Source organism: Corynebacterium sp. NPDC060344 (assembly GCF_042725215.1).
Taxonomy (GTDB): domain Bacteria; phylum Actinomycetota; class Actinomycetes; order Mycobacteriales; family Mycobacteriaceae; genus Corynebacterium.
On the sequence record NZ_JBHXCS010000002.1, the window covers coordinates 351,865 to 378,489 of the forward strand.

General features: G+C 68.4%; 22 protein-coding genes and 1 riboswitch. Of the genes, 9 read left to right on the plus strand and 13 right to left on the minus strand.

All coding sequences use genetic code 11. The annotated features are described in order from the left end of the window. Together ACFWGD_RS04310 and ACFWGD_RS04315 are read right to left on the minus strand one after the other, a co-directional pair. Positions 1-240 (minus strand): hypothetical protein, encoded by a 240-nt coding sequence (locus ACFWGD_RS04310; protein WP_377777322.1) that lies wholly within the window; start codon positions 238-240, stop codon positions 1-3. Between the two features lie 88 nt (positions 241-328). Beyond that, positions 329-2,503, minus strand: coding sequence for a M3 family metallopeptidase (locus ACFWGD_RS04315; RefSeq protein ID WP_377777323.1), 2,175 nt, complete (start codon positions 2,501-2,503; stop codon positions 329-331). Between the two features lie 50 nt (positions 2,504-2,553). On the opposite strand from ACFWGD_RS04315, the gene ACFWGD_RS04320 reads away from it, so the two are divergent. Next, positions 2,554-3,936: a carboxylesterase family protein gene (locus ACFWGD_RS04320; protein ID WP_377777324.1), complete on the plus strand. Its 1,383-nt coding sequence runs from the start codon at positions 2,554-2,556 to the stop codon at positions 3,934-3,936. Between the two features lie 34 nt (positions 3,937-3,970). On the opposite strand, the gene ACFWGD_RS04325 is transcribed toward ACFWGD_RS04320, so the two are convergent. Then, positions 3,971-5,110, minus strand: coding sequence for an AAA family ATPase (locus ACFWGD_RS04325; protein ID WP_377777325.1), 1,140 nt, complete (start codon positions 5,108-5,110; stop codon positions 3,971-3,973). A 197-nt stretch (positions 5,111-5,307) separates the two neighbouring features. Then, positions 5,308-5,550 (minus strand): hypothetical protein, encoded by a 243-nt coding sequence (locus ACFWGD_RS04330; protein WP_377777327.1) that lies wholly within the window; start codon positions 5,548-5,550, stop codon positions 5,308-5,310. Between the two features lie 89 nt (positions 5,551-5,639). Here ACFWGD_RS04330 and ACFWGD_RS04335 point away from each other — a divergent pair, with 89 nt between their 5' ends. From ACFWGD_RS04335 to ACFWGD_RS04360, 6 genes are all read left to right on the plus strand, one after another. Then, a complete protein-coding gene (locus tag ACFWGD_RS04335) occupies positions 5,640-6,125 on the plus strand; it encodes a PH domain-containing protein (protein ID WP_377777328.1) in 486 nt (161 codons plus the stop codon). Continuing rightward, positions 6,122-7,690 (plus strand): PH domain-containing protein, encoded by a 1,569-nt coding sequence (locus ACFWGD_RS04340; RefSeq protein WP_377777329.1) that lies wholly within the window; start codon positions 6,122-6,124, stop codon positions 7,688-7,690. The genes ACFWGD_RS04335 and ACFWGD_RS04340 overlap by 4 nt, the downstream gene beginning before the upstream one ends. 171 nt (positions 7,691-7,861) lie before the next feature. Further along, positions 7,862-9,628: a maltose alpha-D-glucosyltransferase gene (treS, locus tag ACFWGD_RS04345; protein WP_377777330.1), complete on the plus strand. Its 1,767-nt coding sequence runs from the start codon at positions 7,862-7,864 to the stop codon at positions 9,626-9,628. After that, positions 9,625-11,031 carry a phosphotransferase gene (locus ACFWGD_RS04350; protein ID WP_377777331.1) on the plus strand — a complete coding sequence of 469 codons (1,407 nt, stop codon included), beginning with the start codon at positions 9,625-9,627 and terminating at the stop codon, positions 11,029-11,031. Before treS ends, ACFWGD_RS04350 begins: the two co-directional genes overlap by 4 nt. A 24-nt stretch (positions 11,032-11,055) precedes the next feature. Further along, positions 11,056-11,186: riboswitch (SAM riboswitch) on the plus strand. Positions 11,187-11,203: 17 nt separating this feature from the next. Then, positions 11,204-11,707 (plus strand): hypothetical protein, encoded by a 504-nt coding sequence (locus ACFWGD_RS04355; RefSeq protein WP_377777332.1) that lies wholly within the window; start codon positions 11,204-11,206, stop codon positions 11,705-11,707. A gap of 113 nt (positions 11,708-11,820) precedes the next feature. After that, positions 11,821-13,737, plus strand: a complete 1,917-nt coding sequence (locus ACFWGD_RS04360; protein WP_377777334.1) for an ABC transporter ATP-binding protein — start codon at positions 11,821-11,823, stop codon at positions 13,735-13,737. A 71-nt stretch (positions 13,738-13,808) separates the two neighbouring features. On the opposite strand, the gene ACFWGD_RS04365 is transcribed toward ACFWGD_RS04360, so the two are convergent. The 5 genes from ACFWGD_RS04365 to ACFWGD_RS04385 all read right to left on the minus strand — a co-directional run bounded on the left by ACFWGD_RS04365 (position 13,809) and on the right by ACFWGD_RS04385 (position 19,469). Then, complete coding sequence (locus ACFWGD_RS04365; RefSeq protein ID WP_377777335.1) at positions 13,809-14,954, minus strand: DUF4041 domain-containing protein; 1,146 nt, start codon at positions 14,952-14,954, stop codon at positions 13,809-13,811. Then, the gene (locus tag ACFWGD_RS04370) at positions 14,951-16,225 is read right to left on the minus strand and encodes a hypothetical protein (protein ID WP_377777336.1); all 1,275 of its coding nucleotides are present in this window, start codon (positions 16,223-16,225) and stop codon (positions 14,951-14,953) included. The genes ACFWGD_RS04365 and ACFWGD_RS04370 overlap by 4 nt, the downstream gene beginning before the upstream one ends. A 110-nt stretch (positions 16,226-16,335) precedes the next feature. After that, positions 16,336-16,500: a hypothetical protein gene (locus ACFWGD_RS04375; RefSeq protein WP_377777338.1), complete on the minus strand. Its 165-nt coding sequence runs from the start codon at positions 16,498-16,500 to the stop codon at positions 16,336-16,338. A 402-nt stretch (positions 16,501-16,902) separates the two neighbouring features. Further along, on the minus strand, positions 16,903-17,823 hold the full coding sequence (locus tag ACFWGD_RS04380) for a diacylglycerol kinase (protein WP_377777486.1): 921 nt from the start codon (positions 17,821-17,823) through the stop codon (positions 16,903-16,905). Between the two features lie 23 nt (positions 17,824-17,846). Further along, complete coding sequence (locus ACFWGD_RS04385; RefSeq protein WP_377777339.1) at positions 17,847-19,469, minus strand: FAD-binding oxidoreductase; 1,623 nt, start codon at positions 19,467-19,469, stop codon at positions 17,847-17,849. A 106-nt stretch (positions 19,470-19,575) separates the two neighbouring features. On the opposite strand from ACFWGD_RS04385, the gene ACFWGD_RS04390 reads away from it, so the two are divergent. Then, a complete protein-coding gene (locus tag ACFWGD_RS04390) occupies positions 19,576-20,739 on the plus strand; it encodes a MalY/PatB family protein (RefSeq protein WP_377777341.1) in 1,164 nt (387 codons plus the stop codon). On the opposite strand, the gene ACFWGD_RS04395 is transcribed toward ACFWGD_RS04390, so the two are convergent. The 4 genes from ACFWGD_RS04395 to ACFWGD_RS04410 all read right to left on the minus strand — a co-directional run bounded on the left by ACFWGD_RS04395 (position 20,720) and on the right by ACFWGD_RS04410 (position 25,785). Next, positions 20,720-22,159, minus strand: a complete 1,440-nt coding sequence (locus tag ACFWGD_RS04395) for a phosphatase PAP2 family protein (RefSeq protein WP_377777343.1) — start codon at positions 22,157-22,159, stop codon at positions 20,720-20,722. The two genes, ACFWGD_RS04390 and ACFWGD_RS04395, sit on opposite strands and share 20 nt — an antisense overlap. A 253-nt stretch (positions 22,160-22,412) precedes the next feature. After that, on the minus strand, positions 22,413-23,282 hold the full coding sequence (locus ACFWGD_RS04400; protein ID WP_377777344.1) for a 3-hydroxybutyryl-CoA dehydrogenase: 870 nt from the start codon (positions 23,280-23,282) through the stop codon (positions 22,413-22,415). 130 nt (positions 23,283-23,412) lie between these two features. Then, the gene (locus tag ACFWGD_RS04405) at positions 23,413-23,736 is read right to left on the minus strand and encodes a putative quinol monooxygenase (RefSeq protein WP_377777346.1); all 324 of its coding nucleotides are present in this window, start codon (positions 23,734-23,736) and stop codon (positions 23,413-23,415) included. A gap of 111 nt (positions 23,737-23,847) precedes the next feature. Beyond that, positions 23,848-25,785 carry a BCCT family transporter gene (locus ACFWGD_RS04410; RefSeq protein WP_377777347.1) on the minus strand — a complete coding sequence of 646 codons (1,938 nt, stop codon included), beginning with the start codon at positions 25,783-25,785 and terminating at the stop codon, positions 23,848-23,850. Between the two features lie 124 nt (positions 25,786-25,909). On the opposite strand from ACFWGD_RS04410, the gene ACFWGD_RS04415 reads away from it, so the two are divergent. After that, on the plus strand, positions 25,910-26,587 hold the full coding sequence (locus ACFWGD_RS04415; protein WP_377777348.1) for a YoaK family protein: 678 nt from the start codon (positions 25,910-25,912) through the stop codon (positions 26,585-26,587). Positions 26,588-26,625: the final 38 nt, after the last annotated feature.

Consider the following 26,625-nt stretch of genomic DNA (forward strand, 5'->3'; position numbering starts at 1 on the left):
CTAGCTGGGGTCCTGCTCGACCAATTCGATTCGCGCCCTGCCCCCTCGGGCGGGGCGCTTTTTCGCCCACTTGCCGGAGATGCGGCCGACGACGATGTCGATGAGGCCGATGAACGCGAACGCCACCGCGCCGCCGACGGGCACGAGGAACGCCAGCAGCACGATGGTCTGCCCGAAGACCGGCAACTGCGTCAGCCACTGGCCGATCGCGTCGACGGTTCCCTCGAATGCTTCGTACACGGCGGTTCACCTTACCCGACCGGCCGAACCCGGCCCTTCGCCCGACCGATCGGCCGGACGCGGCCGTTTTTCCCCTGGCTGCCCGGGCCTACCCGGACGTGACCTCCGCGACCTCGGTGACCCCGGTGACTTCGGAGCCCGCCAGTCCGCGGCGCTCCAGCAGCGGGCGGATGTCCTTGTCGCGGCCGCGGAAGTCGCGGTAGGCCTCCGCGAAGTCGATGGCTCCGCCGCGCGACAGGATGGTGCCGCGGAACCGGTCGCCGCCTTCGCGGGTGGCGCCGCCGTTGTCGGTGAACCACCCGTACCCGTCGGCGTCGAGCGCCTCCGCCCACAGGTAGGAGTAGTAGCCCGCCGAGTAACCGCCGGCGAAGATGTGGTTGAAGTACGTCGACCGGTAGCGCGGGGCCAGGTTGGCCACGTCGAGGCCGTATTCCTCCAGCGCCTCCTGCTCGAACTGCCCGACGTCGGTGACCGCGGCGGCCTGCTCCGGCGTCAGCGAGTGCCACGCCAGGTCCAGGGCGGATGCGGCGAGGTACTCGGTCGTCGCAAAGCCCTCGCCCGCGGTGCGGGCGCGCTTGACGGCCGCCACCAGCTCGGCGGGGATGGGCTCCCCGGTCTCGGCGTGGAAGGCGTAGTTGGACAGGATCGACGGCTCGAGCGCCCAGTTCTCATTGATCTGCGAGGGAAACTCGACGAAGTCGCGGGGGACGTTGGTGCCCGAGAAGCGCGGGTAGCGCACGTCGGACAGCAGGCCATGGAGGGCGTGGCCGAACTCGTGGAAGAGGGTGGTGACCTCATCGAGCGTCAGCAGCGCCTGCTCCCCCTCGCCCGGCTCGGCGATGTTGAGCACGTTTACCACCACCGGCTTGGTGCCCAGCAGGTGCGACTGGTCGACGAAGGAGCTCATCCACGCACCACCCCGCTTGGTCGGCCGGGAGAAGAAGTCGGTGAGCAGCAGACCGATGCCGGTGTCGGTGGAGTTCTCGTCGCGCACCTCCCACACGGTCACGCCCGGGGCGTAGCCGGTGAGGTCCTCGCGCGGCACGACGTCGATGCCGTAGAGCTTCTTCGCGGCGTGGAAGACGCCGTCGCGAAGCACGCGGTCGAGCGGGAAGTACGCCTTGAGCTTCTCGCCGTCGACGGCGAACTCCTCGGCACGGCGGCGCTCGGCCCAATACGGCCAATCCGGGGCGCCGACCTCGGCGCTCCCCTCGACCTCGTCCCCGTCCCCGCCGGATCCTTCGCCGCCCACCTTCGCGGCCTCCTCGGCGGCGAGGTCGGCGACGCGCTTGTACTCGCCTTCGGCATTGGCGACGGCCGCCGGGGCCAGGTCCGTGATCAGCTTCTTCGCGGCCGCGGCGTCGCCGGCGGTCTCGTCGGCGATGACGTAATCGGCGTGCGTGTCGTAGCCGAGCAGCCGGGCGCGCTCGGCGCGGAGGCGGACCTCCTCGAGCAGGACCGGACGGTTGTCGTGGCCCTCGCCTGTGCCGCGCGCGATGGAGGCGGCATAGACGCGGGCGCGGGTGTCGGGCGACTCCAGGTCGGTGAGGATCGCCTGCACGCTGGGCAGATCCAGCGGGATCAGCCACCCGTCCTCCCGGCCGGCCTTGCGGGCGTAGCGCGCGAAGTTGTCCTTCGCCGACTGCGACAGCCCCGCCAGATCGACCTCGTCGGCGATGGCCACGGCGCGATCGTTGGTGTCGGCGAGCAGGTTCTCGCCGAAGGCGGTCGACAGCTCCGACAGCCGCGAATTGATCTCCTTGAGCCGCTTCTTCCCCGCATCATCCAGATCCGCGCCGGCGCGCCGGAAATCACGGACGACCTTGTCCAGGAGGCGGCGCGCCTCGTCGTCGAGCGCCGTATCGTCGTCACGCTCCGCGACCTGCTTGATGCGGTCCCACAGGCCCGCGTTCAGCCGCACCCCGTCCAGGTGGGCGGCGAGCTCGGGCGCGATGGCCGCCTCGATGGCCAGGCGCTCCTCGGTCGCATCGGTGCCGGCGACGTTGAAGAAGTACGCGGCGACGCGCTCAAGCAACCGGCCCGACGCCTCCAGCGCCTCGAGGGTGTTGGCGAAGCTCGGGGCCTCCGGATTGTCGACGATCGCCGCGATCTCCGCGTCATGGTCGACGAAGGCGGTGCGGAACGCCGGGATGACGTGCTCGTCGCCGATCGCCGCGAAATCGGGCAGCCCGTACGGCAGCGCCGACGGCGTCAGCAGAGGATTGTCGGCGAGGGTCCGGTCCTTGGCGTCTTCGTTGCTCATGTCGCCCAACTGTAGCCCCGGCCGCGGATCGGGCGTTTACGCTTGTCGCCATGAGCCATTCCGATGCCACGCCGATTCCCGGCGCCCGCCCGGGCTCGGCGGAAATTACCGTCGATGCCCCGGCCGGTGCCCTGACCGGCCACGTCTCGGACGGCATCCTGCGCATCCACACCATCCCGTATGCCACGGCCGAGCCGTTCGGGCCGTCATCGCCGGTGCCGCCCGGCGCGCACGATGGGCGCGAGCCGATCGGCGATCCGATGGGCGACGGGTCCGGCACTCCCCTTCGCCAGGGCGTCGGGCACATGCAGTTGACGGTGACGGCCCCTGCATCCGTCGTCAAGCGAAATGCCGGTCCCGGCCGGCCCATCCTGTTGTGGATCCACGGCGGCCGTTTCGAGGAGGGCCACCCCTCCGAGCCGTGGTGCACCATGCGCCGGTTCGCGCAGGAGGGCATCGTCGCGGTGTCGCTGGGCTACCGCAAGACGCTCGACGGGTTCTGGCGCACCGCCGGCGAGGGCCGCGTCGGTGAGCCGGGCGCGGCGCCGTACCGGGCGGTCGATGACCTGCTCCACGCGCTGCGCTGGGTCCGCGACAATGCCGCGGCCTTCGGCGCCGACCCCGGCAACGTCACATTGTCCGGGCAGTCGGCGGGCGCGGGGCTGGCGCTGGCGCTGGCCTCCGACGCGAGGTCGACGGGGCTGGTGCACCGGGTCATCGCCCTGTCGCCCGGGCTGTCGCGGGGCTCCGGCAGTGCTTTGCGACGCCTGCTCGCCCGCCTCGGAGGCATCGGCCCGTCGGGTGCGCCCTCCCCGGAGATCGCCGACAAGGCATACCGCCTGCTGGCCGCGGTCGCGCCGACCGATACGGCGGTGGGCCCGCGCATCCGGGAGATCAGGCCGCGGGTGCCGCTGATGGTCACGGCCACCAGCGAAGAGTTCCATTTCGTGCCGCCGCTGATCAGGGCCGATGGGCTGCCCGGCGCGCGGATGTTGGCCAGGGCGATCGGGGCGGCGCACGGTGCGACCGGCCCGCTGCCGCCGGAGGCCGGCGACCGGCCCGTAGGCGGGGTGATCTCCGATGCGGCGATCCGGGCCAGCGCCGTGGCCGTCGCCGATTCCTCGGCTGCGGCGGGAATGCCGACGTGGGTCGGCGAGTTCCGGCCCGGCGAGGGCACGGGCATCGGCCCCGACGGGCGCGTCACCGACGGCGCCCCGCATTGCGTGGATCTGGCCCGGTTCTTCGGCCGCGAGGCCGGGCACCCGTTCCACGATCAGGTGGTGTCGTTCATCCGCACCGGCGACCCCGGCTGGCCGCGCTACTCGCCGCCGCAGCGCACCGGGCGCATTTGGTTCGGCGGCGGGGCGCAGGCGGTCGAGGCCGACGAGCCGGACCCGTGGGGCGGGGTGCGGGCGATGTTCGGCCGGGCCTGACTCTGTCCCGGCTCTGCTCCCTTACTTCGCTCCCTTACTTCAGCGAGGTGATGTACTCCCCGAAGTACGGCAGTGCGAACGCGAGGCGGCCGAATTGCGGGGACCGGACCAATTCCCTTTCGATCAGCCGGGCCCGACGCGGGGACAACCCCTGCGGCGTCCATCCGAGACGGGCGGCGATCTCACCGGTCGGCGCAGATTCTTCGCCGGTCTCCGCCATGATCTCCGCCATGACCTCCAGCACGGCCCTTTCGCCGTCGGGCACTCCGCTCAGGGACGGCCTGTGCACTTGGGCGCCCATCCGGTCGATGGCGCGATCGCGAATGGCGGTGACGTCGGAACGGGTGATCGAGGGGCCGTCGCCAAGCGAGGCCCGGGCCCACGCCAGCGACCCCACCAGCTGGATGAGGTACGGGTACCCGCGGGAAATGTCGGCCGCGACCGCGGCGGCAGCCGCATCCATCGGACGGCCGCCATCGGCCGAGGTCCTCAGCAGCGCGTCGATCGCCGCGTCGCGGTCGACGGGGCCCAGCTCGAGGCGCTCCGCGCGACGGAGGAACGTCGTCCCCTCCAGCTGCAGCAACTGGTCGATGCCGTGGGGCAGGCCGGCGGCGGCGAAGGCGACGTCGAAATCGTCGCGGACGAGATCCTGGTAGGCGATCGCCAGCTGCTTCATCGCGGCCGGGTCGGCGCTCTGGACCTCGTCGATGGTGATGAGCAGCCCCGTTCCACGGGAGCGCAGCAGCTCCGAGGCCTCGCGCAGACGGCCGATGAGCGTCGGTGCGGGGCGTTCGTCGGCTGGCGCGGAGACGGAAATGGAGCCGATGCCCGTGATGGACGCTCCCGTCACCGTCCTGCGGGGCACCTCGTCCGCGACGTCGGCGATGAGGCCCGGCAGCGTGGTGTGGACGAGGTCGCCGATGAGCGACTCCCCCACGTGAGCGCGCGCGATGACCCAGCCCTGGCCGCGGGCGACGTCTTCGAGCTCGTTGAGCAGCACCGTCTTGCCTATGCCCCTCGCGCCGCTGACCAGGATCGCCCGATAGGGACTGCCGGGGCCCTCCGCCAGCGCGAGCTCGAAATCCTCCAGGAGCCGATCACGACCGGCCAGCACCTGCGGAGACACTCCGAAGGTCGGGCGAAACGGATTGCGCGGTCGTCTGGCTGCGGTCATGGCCGGAGCTCCTTTCGATCGTGCAGGGTCTGCGGGATTCCGGCCCCGCTTGTTAGATCTGTTATACGAGACTCGGGCAGTTAGATCTCTTATACCTCAACCGGTCCATTAGATCCGCTAGATCCGCCAGATTCGCCACATTCGCCCCAGCGGCCCATCCACCCCATCCGCACTGGGCCGCTGGATCCGCCGGAGGCTCAGATGCCGACGTCGAGGACGATCTGCAGGATCTGCCAGCACACCAGCAGCGTGATGAGGGTGATCAGCACCGCCCAGACTGCGCGGTACTTCATGAACAGGTTGTCGCCGTGCGGGTCACCGTCGGCGCCGCCGCGCTCGTGCATCGGCCGCGGATCGGGGCTGCCGTCCCACTGCGGCCGCGGGTCCGCGTCGCCGGGGCGGCGGGGGTCGTGGTGGTCGTCTCGTCGCTGCGGTTCCATGTCCCCCACTATGCCGGACGCCGGACATCCCCATGGCGGTGCCGGTGCTCGCCCATCGCGAATCCGCGGCGGCTGATAGCTTCGGGGCCATGGCGCTGGACCTACTGGATCCCGACACTCCCCACCTGACCCCCGTGTCTCCGAAGCTGGCGACGGTACGCCGGATTTCGGCGGCCATCTGGCTGCTGCCATTCGTGGTCGCCGGGGCCGTCCTCGCGGTGCTCGTCCACCCCCTGTGGTGGATCGCCGCCGGAGCGGTCGCCGTCCTGTTCGCGTGGATCTTCTGGGTCATCGGCCGCCAGGTGTCGGCGCACAGGTACCGGGAGGATGCGGAGGACATGATCGTCGCCCGCGGCCGCTGGTGGCGCTCGGTCACGGTGGTCCCCTATGGCCGCATCCAGTTCATCGACATCGACGAAGGCCCGATCCTCCGCGCGTTCGGCCTGGCCACGGTCAAGCTCAACACGGCTTCGGCCTCCTCCGATGCGCAGTTGTCGGGGCTGCCCCGGGCAGAGGCCCATGAACTGCGCGAGCGACTCTCCGGCCGGGCGCGGGAGAGGATGGCCGGGCTGTGACCGCCCCTTCCCACCCCAACCCTTCCCACCACGGCCCCGGCGGCCCCGACGACCGCGGCCCCGTGGGCCGAGGAGGCCACGACGCCGGCGGCAGCGGCATCCCCTCTCGCCCCGGCCCGATCGGCCCGGGCCGACGCCGCGTGCATCCGGTCACTCCGCTGCTTGCCGGCGGGCGGGCGTTGGCGGCGGTCATCGCGATCATCGCGTTCAACGTGGTCCAACAGTCGACCTCCCTGGGCAAGATCATCGAGTTGCTCACCGACTCCGGCCCGATCGTGTGGCTGGTGTCCACCGGCGTCGCGCTCCTCGCCGTCGCCGTCACGGCCGCGCTGTCGTGGGTGTCGTGGCGGTACCGATTCTTCGAGCTTGCCGACGACGAAGTGCGCATCGGTTCGGGCTGGCTCATCCGATCGCGGCGCACTGCCCGGTTCGACCGCGTCCAGGCCGTGGACGTCAATCAGCCGTTGCTCGCGCGTTTGGCGGGATTGGGCGAGGTGAAGGTGGAGACCGCCGGCGGCGATGACTCCGACCTGACCATCCGTTTCCTCACCATGGACGATTGCCGCGCCGTACGGGCCGCGGTCCTCGAGGCCAAGCGGGAAACCGAAGGCCACGGTTACGGACCGCCGCCCGGCCACGATCCCCGCCAGCTCCCCGGCCAAAGCGGTGACCAGGGCCCAGACCAGAACGCCGACCACGCCACGGCGATCCACGGCCCCGTGCCTCCGGGCCGCCTGTTCGCGTCGGCGGCGCTCGGCCCCGGGCTGCTGGTCCTGCTCTTCATCCCGATCGCTTTCTTCGCGTCCTTCGCCGCGCTGACCGCCCTCGGCGCGGTGGAGGGAGTGTCGGTGACCGAGGCGATCGTCATGACCTTCGGAGCCATCGCCGGCACGTCGTTCATCGGCGTGGCCGTGTTCCTCTTCGGCATCGTCGCCTCGGTCTGGCAGAAGTGGAACAAGTTCCACGGTTTCACGCTGTCGGCCGACGACCGCGCCGGGCGCCTGCACATCAGCGCGGGACTGACGGCGACGCGCCGCCAGACCATTCCCGTCCGCCGCATCCACGCGGTGCAGATCGTCGAACCGGCCTGGTGGCGGCCCATGCACTGGTCGACCGTGCGCATCAACGTCGCCGGATACGCCGGTGAGGGATCGGAGATCTCCACCGTCCTGCTGCCCGTCGCCCACGTGCCGGATTCGGACGCTGTGGTCGACGGCCTCATCGGCCGCATGACCGACCTGCGCCGCCAGCCCTCCGAGGCGATGTGGTCGTCGCCGCAGCGCGCCGTCTGGCTCTCCCCCATCGACTGGCGCAACCAGACGGTCCGCGTCACGCCCCGGGCGCTGGTCATCACTTCGGGCCGCCTGCGCCGGTACCGGACGATCATCCCGTGGACGCGCATCCAGGGCCACACGCTGCAGCAGGGCCCGCTGTCGCGCGCATTGTCGCTGTACACCGTGCGCATCGACCTCGTCGGCGGCCCCATCACCGTCGCCGCCGCCCAACTCGCGCCGGACGACGCGGCACGGCTGATGCGGGTGCTGGACGAACGGCGGGGCGCGTAGGCGTCGTCAAGCAATCGGCGCCCTCCCCTCACCCATCCCCTCGTGAACCCCTGCCGATGCGGGGGTCCGCGGGCGCGAACCGGGCACGCGGACGTGCCCACCTGCCGGATTTCGGAGGCGCCCGAACGCGTTCATCTGCGCGATGACCGGCGTTTCCCTACGCTGGTCCGCATGCATGATTGGTATCGAAGCGCGGTGTTCTACGAGGTTCTCGTGCGCGCGTTCAACGACTCGGACAACAACGGTTCCGGCGACTTGAACGGCCTGCGGGAGAAACTCGACTACCTGCAGTGGCTCGGCGTGGACTGTCTGTGGCTCCCGCCGTTCTACGACTCGCCCCTGCGCGACGGCGGGTACGACATCCGCGACTTCCGCGCAGTGCTGCCGGAGTTCGGCACCGTCGAGGACTTCAAGCTGCTTCTCGACGAAGCCCACGCCCGCGGCATCCGCGTGATCACCGACCTGGTGATGAACCACACCTCCGACAGCCACGAATGGTTCCAGCAGTCGCGCATGGACCCCGACGGGCCCTACGGCGACTTTTACGTGTGGACCGACGACCCCGACACTTATTCGGGCGCGCGCATCATCTTCGTGGACACCGAGGACTCCAACTGGACGTACGACCCGGTGCGCGGCCAGTACTACTGGCACCGCTTCTTCTCGCACCAGCCGGACCTCAACTACGACAACCCGGCCGTGCAGGAGGCCATGATCGACGTCCTGCGCTTCTGGTCCGACCTGGGGCTCGACGGCTTCCGCCTCGACGCCGTGCCGTACCTGTTCGAGCGCGAGGGCACCAACTGCGAGAACCTGCCCGAGACGCATGACTTCCTGAAGAAGTGCCGCGCGGTCATGGACGAGGAGTACCCCGGCTGCGTGCTGCTGGCCGAGGCCAACCAGTGGCCGGAGGACGTCGTCGAGTACTTCGGCGACCCGGAGGTCGGCGGCGACGAGTGCCACATGGCGTTCCACTTCCCGCTGATGCCGCGCATCTTCATGGCCGTGCGCCGCGAGTCGCGCTTCCCCATCTCCGAGATCCTCGAATCGACGCCGGACATCCCGTCGTCGGCGCAGTGGGGCATCTTCCTGCGCAACCACGACGAGCTGACGCTGGAGATGGTCACCGACGCCGAGCGCGACTTCATGTACGCCGAGTACGCGAAGGACCCGCGGATGAAGGCGAACATCGGCATCCGCCGCCGCCTGGCGCCGCTGCTGGACAACGACCGCAACCAGCTGGAGCTGTTCAACGCCATGCTGCTGTCGCTGCCAGGCTCGCCGGTGCTGTACTACGGCGACGAGATCGGCATGGGCGACAACATCTGGCTCGGCGACCGCGACGCGGTGCGCACCCCGATGCAGTGGTCGCCCGACCGCAACGCCGGGTTCTCCCGCTGCGATCCGGGCCGCCTGTACCTGCCGACCATCCAGGACGCGACCTACGGCTACCAGGGCATCAACGTCGAAAGCCAGATGGGCTCGACGAACTCCCTGCTCAACTGGGTGCGCCGGATGGTGCACGTGCGCAAGAAGTACCGCGCCTTCGGCCTGGGCGACTTCCGCGAGCTCGACAGCGACAACCCGTCGGTGCTCACCTACCTGCGCGAGCATGACGACGAGCGCCTGCTGTGCGTCAACAACCTGTCCAAGTACCCGCAGGCCGTGGAGCTGGACCTGTCGGAGTTCGCCGGCGCCACCCCGGTGGAGCTGACCGGCTCGGTGCCGTTCCCCGAGGTCGGCGCGGATTCCTACCAGATCACCCTGCCGGGCCACGGCTTCTACTGGTTCGAGCTGCAGGCGCCGCCGGAGGCCCCGGCGGTCGGCGCGAGCTCCGCGGCGCCGACGGTGCCGGTGGCGCAGGCCATTTCCGACGCCCCGGTGGCGGCGACGGCCGACCACGCCGATGATTCCGATGAGCGAGAGGCGAATCGATGAACGACAACGTCAACGACCATGTCACTGACACCCCCACCGACGCCGGTTTGATCGCGTCGGAGCTGACCCGCACCCTGCCGGTGCAGCGTTTCTTCGCGGACAAGGCCGCCGGCATCGACCGGTTGGAGATCCTGGTCCAGGCGCCGGTCGTGCGCGGTGATGCGGAGAGCCCCGACGTCGACGTGCTGTTCGTGCGCGTCCACGCCGGCGACGCCTCCCCCGCCTACCTGGTGCCCATCGCGTGGGGCGACTCCCTGCCGGAGGCCCAGGAGGATGCGCTGCTCGTCGCCGGCGAGGGCGTCATCGGCTATGACGCGCTGGTCGATCCTGCGGCGGTGACGGCCCTGGGCCGTGCGCTGGCCGCCGACGGCAAGCTGGGCCCGATGGAGCTCAAGCGCGTGCCGGGCGCGGAGCTGGCCGTGCCGGAGAAGGGCCGGCCGATGGGCGTGGAGCAGTCCAACACCTCGGTGATCTTCGACGACGAGGTGATGGTGAAGTTCTTCCGTCGCCTGCACCCGGGCACCAATGCCGACGTCGAGCTGCTGGCCGCGCTGTCGGCCGCCGACTGCGCGTCGGTGCCGCGCCTGTTCGGCTGGGCCGAGCTGGAGGTCGACGGCGAGACGTACACCACGGCGATGCTCCAGGAGTTCGTGCCCAATTCGGCCGATGGCTGGTCGATGGCGCTGACGTCGGTGCGCGACATCATCCGCGAGGGCGATCTGCAGCCGGAGGATCTGGGCACCGATTTCGGCGTCGAGTCCGCGGCGCTGGGTGCCGCGGTGGCCGAGGTCCACGACAACCTCGCCGCGACGGTGCCGGTGCGCCGCCGCGTGTCGGGCGAGGAGCTCGTCGCGCCGATGCGGGCGCGCCTGCAGCACGTGGCTGCGGTGGTTCCGCAGGTCAAGGAGCTTTACGACGACGCCGAGGCGGTCTTCGCCAAGGCAGCCGCCTCCGTCGGCGACGAGGGCGTGCCCGTCCAGCGCATCCATGGCGACCTGCACCTGGGTCAGGTGCTGCGCACGCCGCGGCATTGGCTGCTCATCGATTTCGAGGGCGAGCCGTCGCGTCCGTGGGACGAGCGCCGGCTGCCGGACCATCCGCTGCGCGATGTCGCCGGCATGGTGCGCTCCTTCGATTACGCGGCGCACTACCCGTTGCTGACCGGCCGCGAGGATTCCCGCCAGCAGCGCTTCCGAGTCGGCGAATGGGCCAACCACAACGTCGGCGCGTTCCTCGAGGGCTATGCGTCGACGTCGGGCCGCGACCCCCGCGATGATGCTGCGCTGCTCGACGCGTTCATCCTGGACAAGGCGATTTACGAGTGCCTGTACGAGGCACAGAATCGCCCCGGTTGGCTCGAGCTGCCGCTGGCGGCGGTGGCGAGGTTGCTTGACACCGAATAGACCGCTTGGTCTATAGTGGCGGCAGGTCCAGAGTTGCGGCGGGCGAGACATGGCCCCGGGACTTCATCGCCGCACGGCAACCGCGGTTCGAGCCACGGTGCCCTCCCGGGAAGACCGGCCACCGCCGGCGACTCCGGCGGTCGGAAGAACTCGACCGGGAGGACACCCCGCCATGCGCACCACCATCAGCACGAACGCCGCCACCACGAACACCGGCAGCACGAACGCTGCCGACACAAACGCAGTCGCCGACAACTCCGCCGACAGTTCCGCAGAGGCCCGCCGCCTCCGCTTCGCGGCGACGTGGCACCGGCGATCGGGCGGCGGTGACGGGGGCGCCGGCTCGTCGTCAAGCGACCCGGCCCTGCGCCCCGCCTACCCCGCGCCCGTCGCGGCCCCGGAAGCCCCGCCGGCCGGCGCGCTGCACGCGACCGTCGAGTCGCTGACCCCGGCCGGCGAAGGCGAGACGCTCATCTTGCGCGACGCGGATGGGCGCCGCCTGCACTTCTACCGCGACGGCCTGTTCCGATGGTCGACGCGCACGGCGACCGACGTCCTCGTCGACGCCGGCGCCGCACCGGGGCCGACCCCGCGGCGCCTGTGGGTGCGCCACCCCGGCAACGGCACGTGGTGGACCGACACCGCGGTGTGCCACGCGGTGGACTGCGGGGAATAGCGGCCGCTCCCGCGGGGTTGTACAAAGTTGGTACTCGATGCGCCGGTGGCCACCAGCCCGGACGCCGGAATCGCGCGAGCCGCCGCCTGCCCCACCCCGACAGGAGAGATCCCGTGCAATACCTCGCCCGAATCCTCGGCACGACGAAGGTGCTGTGGCCCTTCTACGTCGGCATCGTCATCAGCTCGGTCGCCACCGCCGTCGCGGCGCTGGTCAGCCCGTTCCTCATCCGCGACGCCACCGACACCATCGTCGAGGCCGTCGGCGCCGGCGACCCCGACACCGTCTCGCGCGCGGTCACGGCGATCATCTGGCTGGCCATCGGCCTGCTCATCGCCGACCTGGTGCAGACGATCGTGCAGAACATCGGCGGCTACCTCGGCGACGTGATGACGGCCCGGATGCGCGAGATCCTGTCGACCCGCTACTTCGCCAAACTCCTGTCGCTGCCGCAGCGCTACTTCGACGACCAGGTCACGGGCACCATCATCGCCCGGCTGGAACGGTCGATCACCAACGTCACGCAGTTCCTGCAGTCGTTTTCCAACAACTTCTTCCCCATGCTGCTCACCGTCTTCGCGGTGCTGGGCATCACGGGCTGGCACTACTGGCCGCTGGCGCTGCTGCTGGCGGCGGTGTTCCCCACCTACATGTGGCTGACGGCGCTGACGTCGAAGCGCTGGCAGAAGATCGAGGGCAAGAAGAACGCCCGCGTCGACCTCGCCGGCGGCCGTTTCGCCGAGGTCGTCGGCCAGGTCAAGGTCGTGCGCTCCTTCACCGCCGAGACCCGCGAGGTCCGCGACTTCGCCGGGCATTACGACGCCACCGTGGGCCTGACCCGCGAACAGTCCACGTGGTGGCACCGCATGGACGCGCTGCGCGGATCGATCCTCAACGTCATCTTCTTCGGCATCTACCTGCTGCTGTTCCTGCGCACGTTGAACGGCGACTTCTCCATCGGCACGATGGTCATGCTCATCCAGCTGGTGAACATGGCCCGCCAGCCCGCGATGATGATGAGCTTCCTCGTCGATGCAGCCCAGCGCGCCGTCGCCGGCTCCCGCGACTACTTCGACGTCATGGCCCTGGAATCGGAGGCCTCCGCCCCCAAGGAGCTCATCGCGGCCGCGGCCACCGACGGCGGTGTTCCGGACGACGCCGGGACGTCGTCACGCAACCGTTCCGAAGCCGGGGCCACGGCCACCGGCCCGATCCCCGCGACGGCACCGAACCGCCTGGCCCCGCCCGCCGACGGCGGGCCCGTCATCGAGCTCGACGACGTGTCCTTCGCCTACGAGGAAGGCAATCCCGTCCTCGAGGGCGTGACCTTCCGGGCCGGGCGCGGCGAGCGCGTCGCGCTGGTCGGCGAGTCCGGCGGCGGCAAGTCGACGCTGGTCAACCTCATCCTTGGGTTCTACCAGCCCACCGGCGGCACGCTGGAGGTCTGCGGCGCCGACGTGCGCGACGTCGACATGGACGCCCTGCGCGACTCGGTCGGCGTGGTGTTCCAGGACGCCGCACTGTTCTCCGGCACCATCCGCGAGAACATCGCCTACGGCCGCCCCGACGCCACCGACGCGGAGATCGAGGACGCCGCCCGCCGCGCCAACGCCGACGGCTTCATCCGCCGCTTCCCCGAGGGCTACGGCACCACCATCGGCGAGCGCGGCCTGAAGCTGTCCGGCGGGCAGAAGCAGCGCGTGGCCATTGCGCGGGCGATCCTCAAGGACGCCCCGGTACTGCTGCTCGACGAGGCGACCTCCGCCCTGGACACCAAGGCCGAGCGCGAGGTCCAGCACGGCCTGGAGAAGCTGATGGAGGGCCGCACGACCATCATCATCGCCCACCGACTGTCCACGATCTCGAACGTGGACACCATCGTCACCCTCGACAATGGCCGCGTCGACGAAGTCGGCTCCCCCGCCGAGCTGGCGGTCTCCGGTGGCATCTACGCCGAGCTGCTCAAGCTCACCGCGTCGGCGTCGGCGGCCGACCGCAAGCGCCTGAAGAAGTACGGCCTGGAGGTGTAGCGCCGGCCGCCCGGAGACAACGGGGGATTCTCCCAAACACCCCTGCTACTGAAACGAATCACCGGCGTTTGCTAGTCCGAAATCGGTAACTGCACATCAGATAGTCCGGATCCACTGCGCTCTTCCATTCGCTTACGGATCTGGTTACTCAGCACAAATTGTTCCGCTTCAGGTTCGACCACGAAGGAGAGCAAACTTCCGTCGATCTTCAAGAGCTCCTCCTGAACCTCAATGGGCGTGGCATAGAAAAACTCTCGACGAAGATTAACCCGATTGACACGTCGTTCAGCGAAGCGGCGATGCAACTCAGATTCCACACCTGAAGCGTTCTCAGAAAAGAACAGTGCGTGCACGTCAAACTTGAACGGAACCGACGCATCCCCCAGCTCATGAACCCTGTCCATCGGGTCAAGTCGGCGAGTCATGCCAATTTTGATGACGCCGGGACCAAATGCTCCAATATTGCTAATCACGTATACATAGCCAGCTCGCGCGTTGTTTATGCGGTAGTCATTCTCCTCGATAGCCTTATCCACCCGCGAGAGCTTCACTTCATACTGGGCACGGTCGGGATGACCCTCGTCCAGCGATGCAAGTACGTTGCTATAGTGCTCCCGCTCCTTCTGGAGTTTCTCACGCTGCGCAGCAAGTTCCGCCTCCACGCGTCGCTGCTCCCTCAAGCGCGCACGTTCCTCGCGAGCCGCCTCCTTCTCCTCCTCCTTTTTCATCAAGTAATCCACCGTAAGCTCCAATTCCACAATGCGAAGCTGATGATACGAATGAGCAATCTTCATACCCATCATGACACCCTGCTTCTCAATTGCCGCTACGCATCGATCAAGGCGCTTTATTGATGCAGATAGAGAGGATGCACGAACCACTCGAACGCAGTTTTCGGCCTCGGCATTATAGGCCCTGAGCATCAGCTTTGAAAGGTCTTGAACCATTCGACGACCTTTGGCTAATGAATTATTGTAAATGAACCCTTCTGCAGCTTCAATAGCAATGCCACTTTTGATCTGCGCCTTAATCTCGTCCTGAATGCCCGTTAACCTTTCCTTGTAAGAGGCTGCCGAATCGAGACGATGAGAATAGGAGTAGTACCCCACCTCAATAATACCGGGATCATTCACAGAGCGAAGTCTATCTATTTCAGCAATCAAAGCGCGATTTTCGGCTTCCAGCTTCTCAACTACCGCATCTTCAATCGAACTCACAGCCGTACCTCAAATCCAGATTCCCCGACTGAATCGAGATTGAACGGATTCTTCGACAATGTAGCACGCATTCCCTCCAGGGCCGCCTGGGGATCCACTGCAGAAAGATTCAATTCCATGAAAGCAGAGCGGTCAGCAGCGACTAGAACAAACACATACTCCGCATCATGACCCGTAGCGGGATCAATTGCAATTGTCCGAACACTCAAAGAAATTGAGTCCACCCACGGATGCCGATCAGCCTCAAAGATCTCGTGCAAAGTCCGAAGCGCGGTTTCATGAACAGCATTATTGTACCGCTTCTTCTGATCAGACTTCGAAAGAGCAGTTTCTCGGATTTCATCAGCAGATGCTACATAACGAACGTTCTTGACGGCCGCCAGCTCATCAGGCCGCGGAACATTAACCGAAATTGAGAGTTCTCGAAGGTCAGGATCATAGGCGAACTCATAGCCAACGGGATAGCACTCTGGATAAATCGAGTTGGCCAGAACAATTCCTATATACTCATCGACAGCCTCCGGCTGGCCCTCACTGATGCGTCGGATCAGATCGTCAACCTGGCCATTGTGGTCATCTACCATTTGCTGCCGCTCTTGACACCGATTCTGGTAGTCACGCTGCATTTCCTCAAGATCCGTTAGGCGCTTCCGCTCCCGGGCGGCGTACTCATCAGCGAGACGCTGATTCTCCCGCGGAAGTTCGACTCGCACATAGTGGTCCCAATTTCTATGGTCTACCTCCCATTGTTGGCGCACCTGCTGCAGTCGTTGTTCAAACTTGGCTCGACCGCCAAACATCGCCTTAAGACCCGTTGGAACTTGAGGCTCATTTAGAAGCGGCTCCGGAGGAATTGGCAACCATTGAGGCTCGGGCAGCGCTCGGCCATTAACCCCTGGATCAAAATGGGGATGTTCTACTACGCGCTTTAATGATTCCAAGTCTACGTAGTCATCGACATCCAGCGTCGCCACCAGGAGAGAATCAATCTGTTCATACTGGGCTTCGTACCCCGCCATGACAGCCTCGGCCTCAGCAATCATTTGCTGCTTATGCAGATCACGGGCCTCCTTTTCGGCCCTTTTTCGGTCCTGCTCCTGGGCGCGCAATGCTGCCGCTTTAGCTCTTACCGCCTGTTTGCGAGCTAACTCAGCTTTCCGAATAGCCTGGTTCTGTGCACGGACGGCAGCAGCACGTTCGCGCTGCCTCTTCTGCTCAGCAAGCTTGTTTTGGTGCTGGATTTCCGCGAAGAAACCCCTACGTCGTGCCATGCCTTTTCGATCTCCTAAGCCGCAAGTCGGTCCTCCCCAAGATTAGCCCAACTTTCGGAGGCGAACGATCGGCCTTGCACTTATGTTCGAGATCAGGGTTTTCGCGATACTTACGCGGCCGCGGCGCCGGCCCAGGACACCAGCTCGTTGCCCAGGATCTCGGGGCGGCGCGGGCCGTCGTAGGCGAAGAGCGTGACGTAGTCGGCGAAGGTGAACGCGTCGGCGGCGTCGGCGGTGTGGTGCTGGGTGGCGGGGGCGGCCAGTGCGGTGGTCATGGCGTGGATCTCCGGGTCTTCGTGGTGCGTGGCTGTCTTTCGCTTGTCGACGAGTACGTCCGCACGGCAACCCCGGGGCCCCTTCCAGGGGCGCGCGCTAGGGTCGCGGCGCGGACGGGTGACAGCAACACATCGACGACGACGGAACCGCACGATGAGTGTTCGCGTGGACCATCGGGTGCTCCTTTCGTCGATGTGGCGCATCCGGGCCGGAGTGCCCGGGTGGGTGCCAGGTTCTCCCTGGCGGCTAATGAACAACTTAGTCTAGTTCGGTCCCCGCACCAACCCTTTCCCCCGAACGATTCAGCGTGAATCAAATCACGCTCGGGATCGAACCCTGCCCCAGACCCGGCGCTCCCGGGAACCTACGGCCACTCCCCCAGACCCCGCGCCCCCGGAAAACTACGGCCGCGGCACCAGGTAACGCCCGGCCGCGGGAACGGCCTCGACGGTCAGGGGCAGCGTCGCCATGACGTCGCCGTCGGCATACGCCCTGTGTCCCCCGGTGCCCAGAAACTCGACGCGGGCGCTGCGGCTGCGGTGGACCGTGACCTCGTCGACTTCGACGTGGTCGCCGGTGAACACCTTGGAAAAGGTCATCGCCGCCTTTGTCCGGGAGGCGCGGCCGATCACCGTGACGTCGAGAAGCCCATCCGAATGGTCGGCGGTCGGGCAGATCTTCATGCCCCCGCCGTAGCTGCGGGTGTTGCCGAAAGCCGCCAGCGTCACCGGGTCGTCGAGCACCGTGCCGTCGTCGAGGGTGATGCGGAAGGGCAGGGCGCGGAAGTTGAGGAACTCCGCGACGATGGCCAGGTTGTACCGCATCCGCCCGTGCGGCCAGGCCATGGTGTTCACGCGGTCGGACACCAGCGAATCGAAACCCGAGCACATGACGGTGCCGAACCACCGCGACGTCCCGTCGTCGGCGGTGATCCGCCCGAGATCGGTGGTGATGGCGAACCCATCGGCCACGACGTCGGCGGCGGCCTCGGGAGAAGTGGGCAGGTGATACTCCCGGGCGTGATCGTTGCCGGTGCCCGCCGGGATGATGCCCAGCGGCAGGCCCGTGCCCGCCTGGACCTGCAGCGCCAGGTTGATCATGCCGTCGCCTCCGACGACGACGAGGGCGTCGACGCGCTCATCGGCGGCGACCTCCGCCAGCAGATCCCGCGACGCGGCCTCGTCGCGGCCCTGCACCGCCACGACCGACACCCCGCGCTCGGTGAGCCGCGCCATCGCGCGCTCGGCGGCATGCGCCGCGCGGCCGTGACCGGCGCGCGGATTGGTGACCAGCGCAACCGCGTCGATGTCGACCACGCCCATGGGGTACTTCTCGGGATCGAACGTCACGGCACCAGTGTGCCAGGGTTCATGATGCCCGCGGGATCGATCGCGGATTTGATGCCGCGCAGCACCGCGACGCCGACCTCCCCGATCTCTTCGGCCAGGTACGGCAGGTGATCGGAGCCGACCGCGTGGTGGTGCGTGATGGTGCCGCCGCCGTCGACGATCGCCCTCGACGCCGCGGCCTTGGCGGTGCACCACTGGGCCCGCGGGTCCCCGGACTGCGCGGCGACGACCGTGAAGTACAGCGAGGCGCCGGTGTCGTAGACGTGGCTGATGTGGCACAGGACGAACGCCGGCGCCGGGGCGAGCGCCGCGGTGACCGCGCCGGCCACGGACTCGTGCAATGCGGCGATGTTCGACCAGGTGGTGGCGGTTTCCAGCGTCTCGCACAGCGCTCCGGCGTCGATGAGCGCGTCGCGCAGGACCGGGGCGCCGAAACGGCCGTGCTCCCACGCCCGCGCGGGGCCGGCACCGGCGGAACTGCCGCCGTGGGCCTCGAGGATCTCCCGCGTCCGCGCCATCCGCGACTCCACCTCGGCCTCCGCGCCACCCTCGACCATCGTGATGCACAGGCACCCCGGATCGAGGTTGACCTCGCCGATGCCGTCGGTGGATCCGGCGAGGTTGACCAGGGTTTCTGGCTCGTCGGAAAGCCTGACCACCGTCGGGCCGTCGCCCATCCTCGCGACCTCGCGCAGGCCCGCAGTACCGGAAGCGAAGTCGGGGAACCGGAACGCCTCGTGGCGCACGGCCGCCGGCGCGCGGTGGATGCGCACGCGCACCTTCGCGATCACCCCGAACGCGCCCTCCGACCCCAGGAACACCTCGCGCAGGTCCGGGCCCGCGGCGGACGCGGGGGCCCGGCCCGCGTCGATGATCCCGGTGGGCGTGACGACGGTCAGCGCCCGCACCATTTCATCGAATCGCCCGTAGCCGGCGGAGTCCTGGCCCGACGACCGCGTCGCCGCATAGCCCCCGATGGTCGCATAGGGGAAGGACTGCGGGAAATGGCCCAGGGACCAGCCCCGCTCCCCCAGCAGCCTCTCGGCCTCCGGGCCGGTGAGGCCGGCGCCGAGGGTGACCTCGCCGGAGACCTCGTCGAGGTCCTCGACGTCGCGGAATCGGGCCAGGTCCAGCGAGATCACCGCCCGGTGATCGCCGCGGGAGGGATTGACGCCGCCGACGACGGAGGACCCGCCGCCGAAGGGCACGACCGCGATGCCGCGGCGCGAGCACAATTCCAGCACAGCCAGGATCTCGTCGACCGTGCCCGGGGCGACGCAGGCGTCGGGGGCGTCGACGACATCGCCCGACCGCCATTCGAGCAGGTCCAGGTAGGACTTGCCGCGGGCCCGGCCCAGGCGCTGGTCCCGGTCCGACGACACCGCGTCCGCGCCGGTGATGGCTTCCAGCGCCGCGGGGTCGTCGTCGCAAAGCAACGGTTCGGACAACCGCACGTCCGCGAGCTCCGGGCGCGACCCCGCGTCCGGGTCGAGGCCGAGGAACCCCGACAGCAGTCCGCGGGTGCCCTGCCCCAGCGGGCGCGCCTCGTCCGGGGTGCCCCACAGGAACGGGTGCATCGGCGGGACGGGGATGGGGCGCGGCGGGGCGGAGTCGGTCATGCGACCAAGTCTAGGGATGGGCCGGTTGCGCCTGCGCCGACGGGCCCGAAAACGATATAGACCCCTCTGTCTACTTTGGTGCGTCATCGGGTGTAGGGTGAGCCGCATGTCTGACGTGACCTTCCCCTCCATCGACACCCTGCGCGCCCGCGGCACCCTGAAGTGGACCGCCTTCCCGGACGACGTGCTGCCCCTGTGGGTCGCCGAATCCGACGCCGCCACCTGCCCCGCCGTCCTCGACGCCGTGCGCGCCGCCGTCGACCGCGAGTACTTCGGCTACCCGCGCCGCAGCGTCGCCGACCTCGCCGAGGCCACCTCCGACTGGTACGCCGACCGCTACGGCTGGCGCCCCGACGCCGGCCGCATCCACCCCGTCGCCGACGTCGTGCGCGGCGTGACGCTGGCCGTGCGGTACCTGACCCGGCCGGACTCCGCGATCGTGCTGCCCGTGCCCGCCTACATGCCGTTCTTCGAGGTCGGCCCCGCCGCCGACCGCGACATCGTCCACGTGCCCACGCTCGCCGACGGCCCCGACCCCGCCGCCGTGGAGCGGGCCTTCGCCGACGGCGCCGGCAGCCTGATCCTGTGCAACCCCAACAACCCCCTGGGCTTCACGTTCACCGCCGAGCGCATCCGCGAGCTCGCCGACATCGCCGCGAAGTACGACGCGCGGATCATCTCCGACGAGATCCACGCGCCGGTGGTCCTCGAGGGCCAGCACGTTCCTGCGGCGTCGGTCTCCGAGGCCGCCGAGGCCGTGACCATCACCGTCACCGCGACGTCGAAGGGCTGGAACACCGCCGGCCTGAAGTGCGCGCAGATCATCCTCAACGAGGCCGACGACGCGACCTGGCGCGACCTGGCACACGTGATCAAGGAGGGCGTGTCCACCCTGGGCATGGTCTCGGCGACCGCGGCCTACCGCGACGGCGGCGCGTGGCTCGACGAGTTCAAGGACGTCCTGCGCGCCAACCTGGACACCATCGAGCGGCGGCTGCCGGAGGTCGCCCCCGGCGCGGTGCTCAACCGCCCGCAGGCGTCCTACCTGGCGTGGATCGATTTCCGCGGCGTCGAGGGCATCGTCGACCGCGATGGCGGGCCGATGGAGCCGCAGAAGTGGCTGCTGGCCAACGCGAAAGTGGCCCTCAACCCGGGCCCCGCGTTCGGCGAGGGCGGTGAGGGCCACGTCCGGCTGAACTTCGCCACCTCGCCCGAGATCCTCGGCGAGGCGCTCGACCGGATCGGCGAGGCTACGCGCGGACGCCGTTGACGGTCAGCGAGCCGTCGGCGTTGACGGTGACGTCGGCGGCCATGGCGGCGGCCATGTTCATGCGCACGTGCGAGGCGCGGCCGTCGGTGCGGTCCAGGGGGAAACCGGAGTCGATGGCGGTGGCCTCGAGGACCTTGACGCGCTGCTCGTCGGTGAGCTGCGGGTGCGTGGTGGCCAGCAGGCCGGCGTAGCCCTTCGGCACGGTCACGGCGACGCCGGGGGCGCCGACGCGCTTGAAGCCGTAGGTCATGCGCTCGGTGTACTGCGCGATCGCGGCGTCATCCGACAGGTACGGGGTGTCGGCGGCGATGCACTCGGCCAGCGTGGCGCCGCAGCGCCACTCCAGTTCGGCGCGCAGCTCGGCGGCGGCGGCCTCGATGAGCGGGCGGAACTGCGGGTCGGCCCAGCGGTCGGCGGCGGCCTGATTGCCCATCATGCGCCCGCCCATGACGTCGAGCGGGTAGTGCACGCCCATGACCAGGCGCGACTGGCCGGCCTCGGACGAGCGGGCCTGGATCTGCGGCGCCACCTCCGGCAGCATCATCGACATCAGCGTCGCGGTCCACGCGGCCTTGTTCGTATGGCCCGACGGGTAGGCGGGGGTGGTCGAATACGGGTCGTCGTCGCCCGGGTTGTCGCGGTAGTAGCGCTCGATGCGCTCCGGGGCGACGACGAACGGGCGATCGTAGTTGTAGGTGTACTTCTCGGCGAAGGACGACGACGCGATGCCGCCGGCGCGGGCCAGATTGCCGGACATCAGGGCGGTCATCTTCGGCAGGCGCCCCTCCTCCACCGCGGCACGGAAGTGCGCGCCGAGGTTCTGGCCGAAGCCGGCGGACAGGTTCACCAGCGGATCATCGTGGTCGTCCTGCAGCGCCAGCAGCTGGGCGGCGCGATCGTCCTTGGCGGCGTTGTTGATGCGCACGACGATCTCGAGGTTCTCGTCCATCACCTCGGGGTGGTTCTGGCGCAGGTCCCGGAACGGGTCGACCACGGAGTGGTAGAACCAGCCCTCGCCGGAGGCGTCGGACTGGAACGGCCGCGCGATGTAGTCGGCCGGGAACGGCTGCGGCACCGGGGCACCGTCGGCGCCGGTGGCCGGGGCCTCCTGGCCGGGGATGAAGCTGGGCGCGGCCATCGGCGGGATGCCGGTCACGCCCGGCAGCGCGTCGCCGGTGGCGCCCGGCACGGCGTCACCGACCTCGCCGGGCACCGCATCGCCCTGGCCCTCGGGTGCCACGGCACCGCCGGGCAGGTCGGGCAGGACGTCGCCGATGCCCGGGATGGAATCCGGGGACGGCAGGCCGGGAATCTCCTGGGCGCCGGCGGCGGGGGCCAGCGGCAGCGCGACGGCCAGGGCGGTGACGGCGGCGGCGGAACGCAGGCCGGCGCGGATGAAACGACGGGAACCGATCTTCACGGTGCGGGTACTCCTGAGGCGGTGTTCGTGCGTCTCGGCGGGGCGGCGACGCGCGAAAAGCGCCCACAGGGCGCATGGCGTCATTCCGAGATCGGATGAACCTTATCCCGGATTAGTTGCCAATTGGCGGCAATACGTCAACGTCAGGGTTAACTAAAGATGAACCCCGGGCAATGCGTCGGGGGCCGGAAGGGTGCTTCCGGCCCCCGGGGGCGCTTGGGCGGGGCGTGCTTTGCGACGTCCCCCGCGAAAACTACTTCGACGAGTAGTCGTAGAAGCCGATGCCCGACTTGCGGCCGAACCGGCCGGCCTCGACCATGCGCTTGAGCAGCGGCGGCGCCGCGTAGGTCGGCTCGGCGTACTCGTCGTACATCGCGTCGGCGATGAACTTGACGGTGTCCAGGCCGACCATGTCGGCCAGGGTCAGCGGGCCCATCGGGTGGGCGCAGCCGTTGACCATGCCGGCGTCGATGTCTTCCTTGGTGGCCACGCCGTCCTGCAGCATGCGGATCGCACCGAGGATGTAGGGCACCAGCAGGGCGTTGACGATGAAGCCCGAGCGGTCCGTCGCCTTGATCACGGTCTTGCCCAGGGCCTCGGAGGCGTAGGCGTGGGCGCGCTCGGCCTGGACGTCGCCGGTGGACAGGGTGACCACGTGCTCGACCAGCGGCAGCACCGGCACCGGGTTGAAGAAGTGCAGGCCCATCACGCGCTCGGGGCGCTTGGTGGCCGCGGCGATGGACTGAATGGGCAGCGAGGAGGTGTTGGACGCGAGGATGGCGTCGGGGTCCTCGATGACCTCGTCGAGCTGCGAGAAGACGCTGGCCTTGACCTCGGGGTTCTCCACGATGGCCTCGATGACCAGCTGGCGGTCGGCGAAATCGGCGAAGGAGGTGGTCCAGGAAATGCGGCCGAGGATCTCGTCGCGGGCGTCCTGCTCCAGCTTGCCGCGGGAGACGGCCTTGTCCAGGGACTTCTCGATGCGCTTCTTGCCGCCGTCGAGGAATTCCTGCTTGGCCTCCCAGACCAGGACATCGCTGCCGGCCTTCGCGCAGACCTCGATGATGCCGGAGCCCATCTGGCCGGCGCCGACGACGCCGACGCGGGTGATTTCATTCGCCATGTTCGTTTCACTCCCGTGGATTCGGTTGCGGGGCGACCGGCCCATGCCGTGATCGCGCTCACTTATCTCCGAACCACGTTACCGGCGATTCACGCTCCCCGCGCCGGAATCGGCGCATCGCCGTGGGCGGTTAATCGACCTGGAGCTCCCCCATGCGGTCCCAGTCGTCCTTGCCCTCGAGGGTCTGCGACACGATGCGCGGGGTCTCCGACAGCAGCGGCTGCATGGTCTCCATGGCGGCCTTGAAATGGTCGGAATTGACGTGGGCCTCGGCGGCGTCGTCCTCGAATGCCTCCACCAGCACGTACTCGTTGGCGTCCTCGACGGAGCGGGACCACTCGAACCACTTGTTGCCGGCTTCGGCGCGGGTGGCGGCGGTGAAATCGCCGACGTGGCGCATCCACTCGTTGGCGTACTCGGGCTTCACGGAGAACTTGACGACGATGAAGATCATGCCGCCAGCATACGTGCGCACCGCGCCCCCGCCACCGGCCCGCCCGCGGGCACGGGCTGGGCGGTGGCGGGGGCGCGGTCGGGGCGAAACGGTGGAGAAGGCGGTGATGGCCTACTTCCCGGTCTTGGCGGTCGACTGCCCAGCGTCGGCGTCGGCGGGGTCGTCGATGGTGTCGTTCTCGGGCTCCACGGCCGGGTCGACGGCCGGGTCGTCGTCGATGAACTCGCCGTCGATGCGGACGTCGCCGGAGATGACCAGCGTGCCGTCCTCGTCGTAGGTGTACTCGATGGGCGGCAGCTCATTGCCGTCCTCGTCGTAGCCCGGCGCCGGGGCGGCCTCGTGGGCCGCGAGCTTCTCCGGGGTGTCCGTCTTCTTCCACTTGCGGGTCTTGGGGCGGTGGACGGCCATGTGGTCGTCGCTCATCCCCTTGATCAGCGACCACATCATGATGAAGTGCATGAAGAAGAACGGCACGCCGATGAGGATCACGACCTCCTGCAGCGCCAGGATGCCCGACTCTCCGGAGATGACCAGCATCGCGCCGGCCACCGCTCCGATCATGACGCCCCACAGGATGCGGTACGACGTCGGCGCCTTGTTCTCCTCGCCGGTCGACATCATGTCGGTGACCATGGCGGCGGAGTCGATGGAGGTGACGAAGAAGATCATGATGATGAACAGCGCGAAGACGCTCATGATCGTGGCCAGGGGGTACTGCTGCAGCAGGATGAACAGTGCCGGGGACGGGTCGCCGCCCTCGACGACCGGCTCGGACAGCACGCCCGGGTTGGCGGCCTCGAGCTCGAAGCCGGCGCGGCCGAAGATCGAGAACCAGATGGTGACGAAGATCGTCGGCAGCGCGATGACGCCGGCGATGAACTGGCGCACGGTGCGGCCGCGCGAGATGCGGGCGACGAACATGCCGACGAACGGCGACCAGCAGATGGTCCACGCCCAGTAGAAGACCGTCCACGTGCCCTGCGACCACTCGGGGTTGAGGTTGTAGGAGTCGGTCCAGAACATGATGCGCGGCAGCTCGGCGGCGTAGATGCCCAGCGTGTCGACGATCTGCTTGAGCAGCGTCAGCGTCGGGCCCATGAACAGCACGAAGAGCATGAGGGCGACGGCCATCCAGATGTTGACGTTGGACAGCAGCTTGATGCCCTTGTCCAGGCCGCGGGCCACGGAGATCGAGGCGACGATGATGATCGCCGCGATGAGCAGCAGCTGGACCATGGAGTTTTCGGCAAGGCCGAGGACGCGGGAGGCGCCGGAGTTGATCTGCATGGCGCCCATGCCCACGGACACGGCGATGCCGAAGACGGTGCCGATGATGGCGACGGCGTCGATGAGCTTGCCGGGCCAGGCGTAGATCTTCTCGCCGAGCAGCGGCGCGAAGATCGACGACACGCGCGGCGGCAGCTTGCGCTTGTAGATGAAGTAGCCCAGCGCCAGTCCCGGCAGCGCCATGATCACCCACATGTGGATGCCCAGGTGGTAGATGGTGAAGCCCATCGCCTCCTGGCGGGCCTCGATGCTCATGGACTCGAGGTTCCGCGGCGAGTTGATGGCGTGGTTCATCGGCTCGGCCACGCCCCAGAACATGAGCATGGAGCCGGTGCCGCCGGCGAAGAGCATGCCGAACCATTCGGCGACCGTGTACTCCGGGTCCTCGTCGTCGTCGCCGAGTTTGAGGTTGCCGTAGCGGGAGACGAAGACGCCGATGAGGAAGATCAGCGCCGCGGAGACGCCGCCGATGAACAGCCAGCCTAGGTTGGTGGTCACCCACCCTGAGGCCGTCGAGTACGCCTCGCGCGCAGTGTCGCCCATGACGACGGTGAACACGACGAAGGCGAGGATGAAGCCGACCGCGGCGAAAAAGATCAGGGGGTCGGTCTTGAGCCAGCGGAAGCGGGTCCGCTTCGTGCCGTCGACGCCGACTTCCTCGATCGACTGCGGCTTCGCGTCGCCGCTGCCGTCGTCGGCGGGTGGCGCATGGTCGGTGGTGTCCGTTGATTGCTTCGCGGGAATGGAATCCTGGGGATTCATCCGTAAGGCCTTCCGTGGCTCGTTGACACTGACATAATTATCGTAGCGTCGCGGGGCCCGGCGCCCATACATGTGCCCCGTTTTTGCAAGTGAGCTGGCCACTCGGGGTTCGAAGGAGATTCGCGTGGAGGGTTACCGCCTGGGCGAGCGCGCGCTCGCGGTGTATCTGTCGTCCATCACCGGTTTCATCGACGCCCTCGGCTTCCTGTATCTGGGCGGCTTCTTCCTCTCCTTCATGTCGGGCAACACCACGCGGCTGACGGCGGCGTTCGCGGAGGGCGCGTGGGAGGTCGTGGGCAAGGCCGCCGGCGTCATGGCGCTGTTCCTGGTCGGCGTCATGATCGGCGCGCTGATCAGCCGCCTGGGCCACCGCCACCTGCCGCCGACCCGCCCGCGCGAGGCGGTGCTGCTGTTCATCTGCCTTACGGCGACGATCGCATCGGTGTGGGTGGTCACGGGCGAGGAGCTGCCGGCGGTGCTCAGCCTGTCCTTCACCGTCGGCGCGATGAACTCGATCTTCGAGCGCGGCGGCGAGGTCTCCATCTCCCTGACCTACATGACCGGCACGCTGGTGAAGATGTCCCAGCGTTTCGTCGGGGCGTTCTTCGGCGGGTCGCACGCCGATTGGATCGGCTATTTCCTGCTGTGGGCGTCGCTGGCCATCGGCGCGATCTTCGGGGGCTGGTGCTTTACGACGATCGGTCTGAAAGCCGTGTGGGTGGTCACCGCCATGATCATCGCGGGAACCGCAGTGGCCCTGGCCAATCGCAGCAGGCGCCGCGCGGCGGGGTTGCCGGTGTAGGGGCCGGGCGCGGCGCGACGCGTTCTTGGGCAAAATGG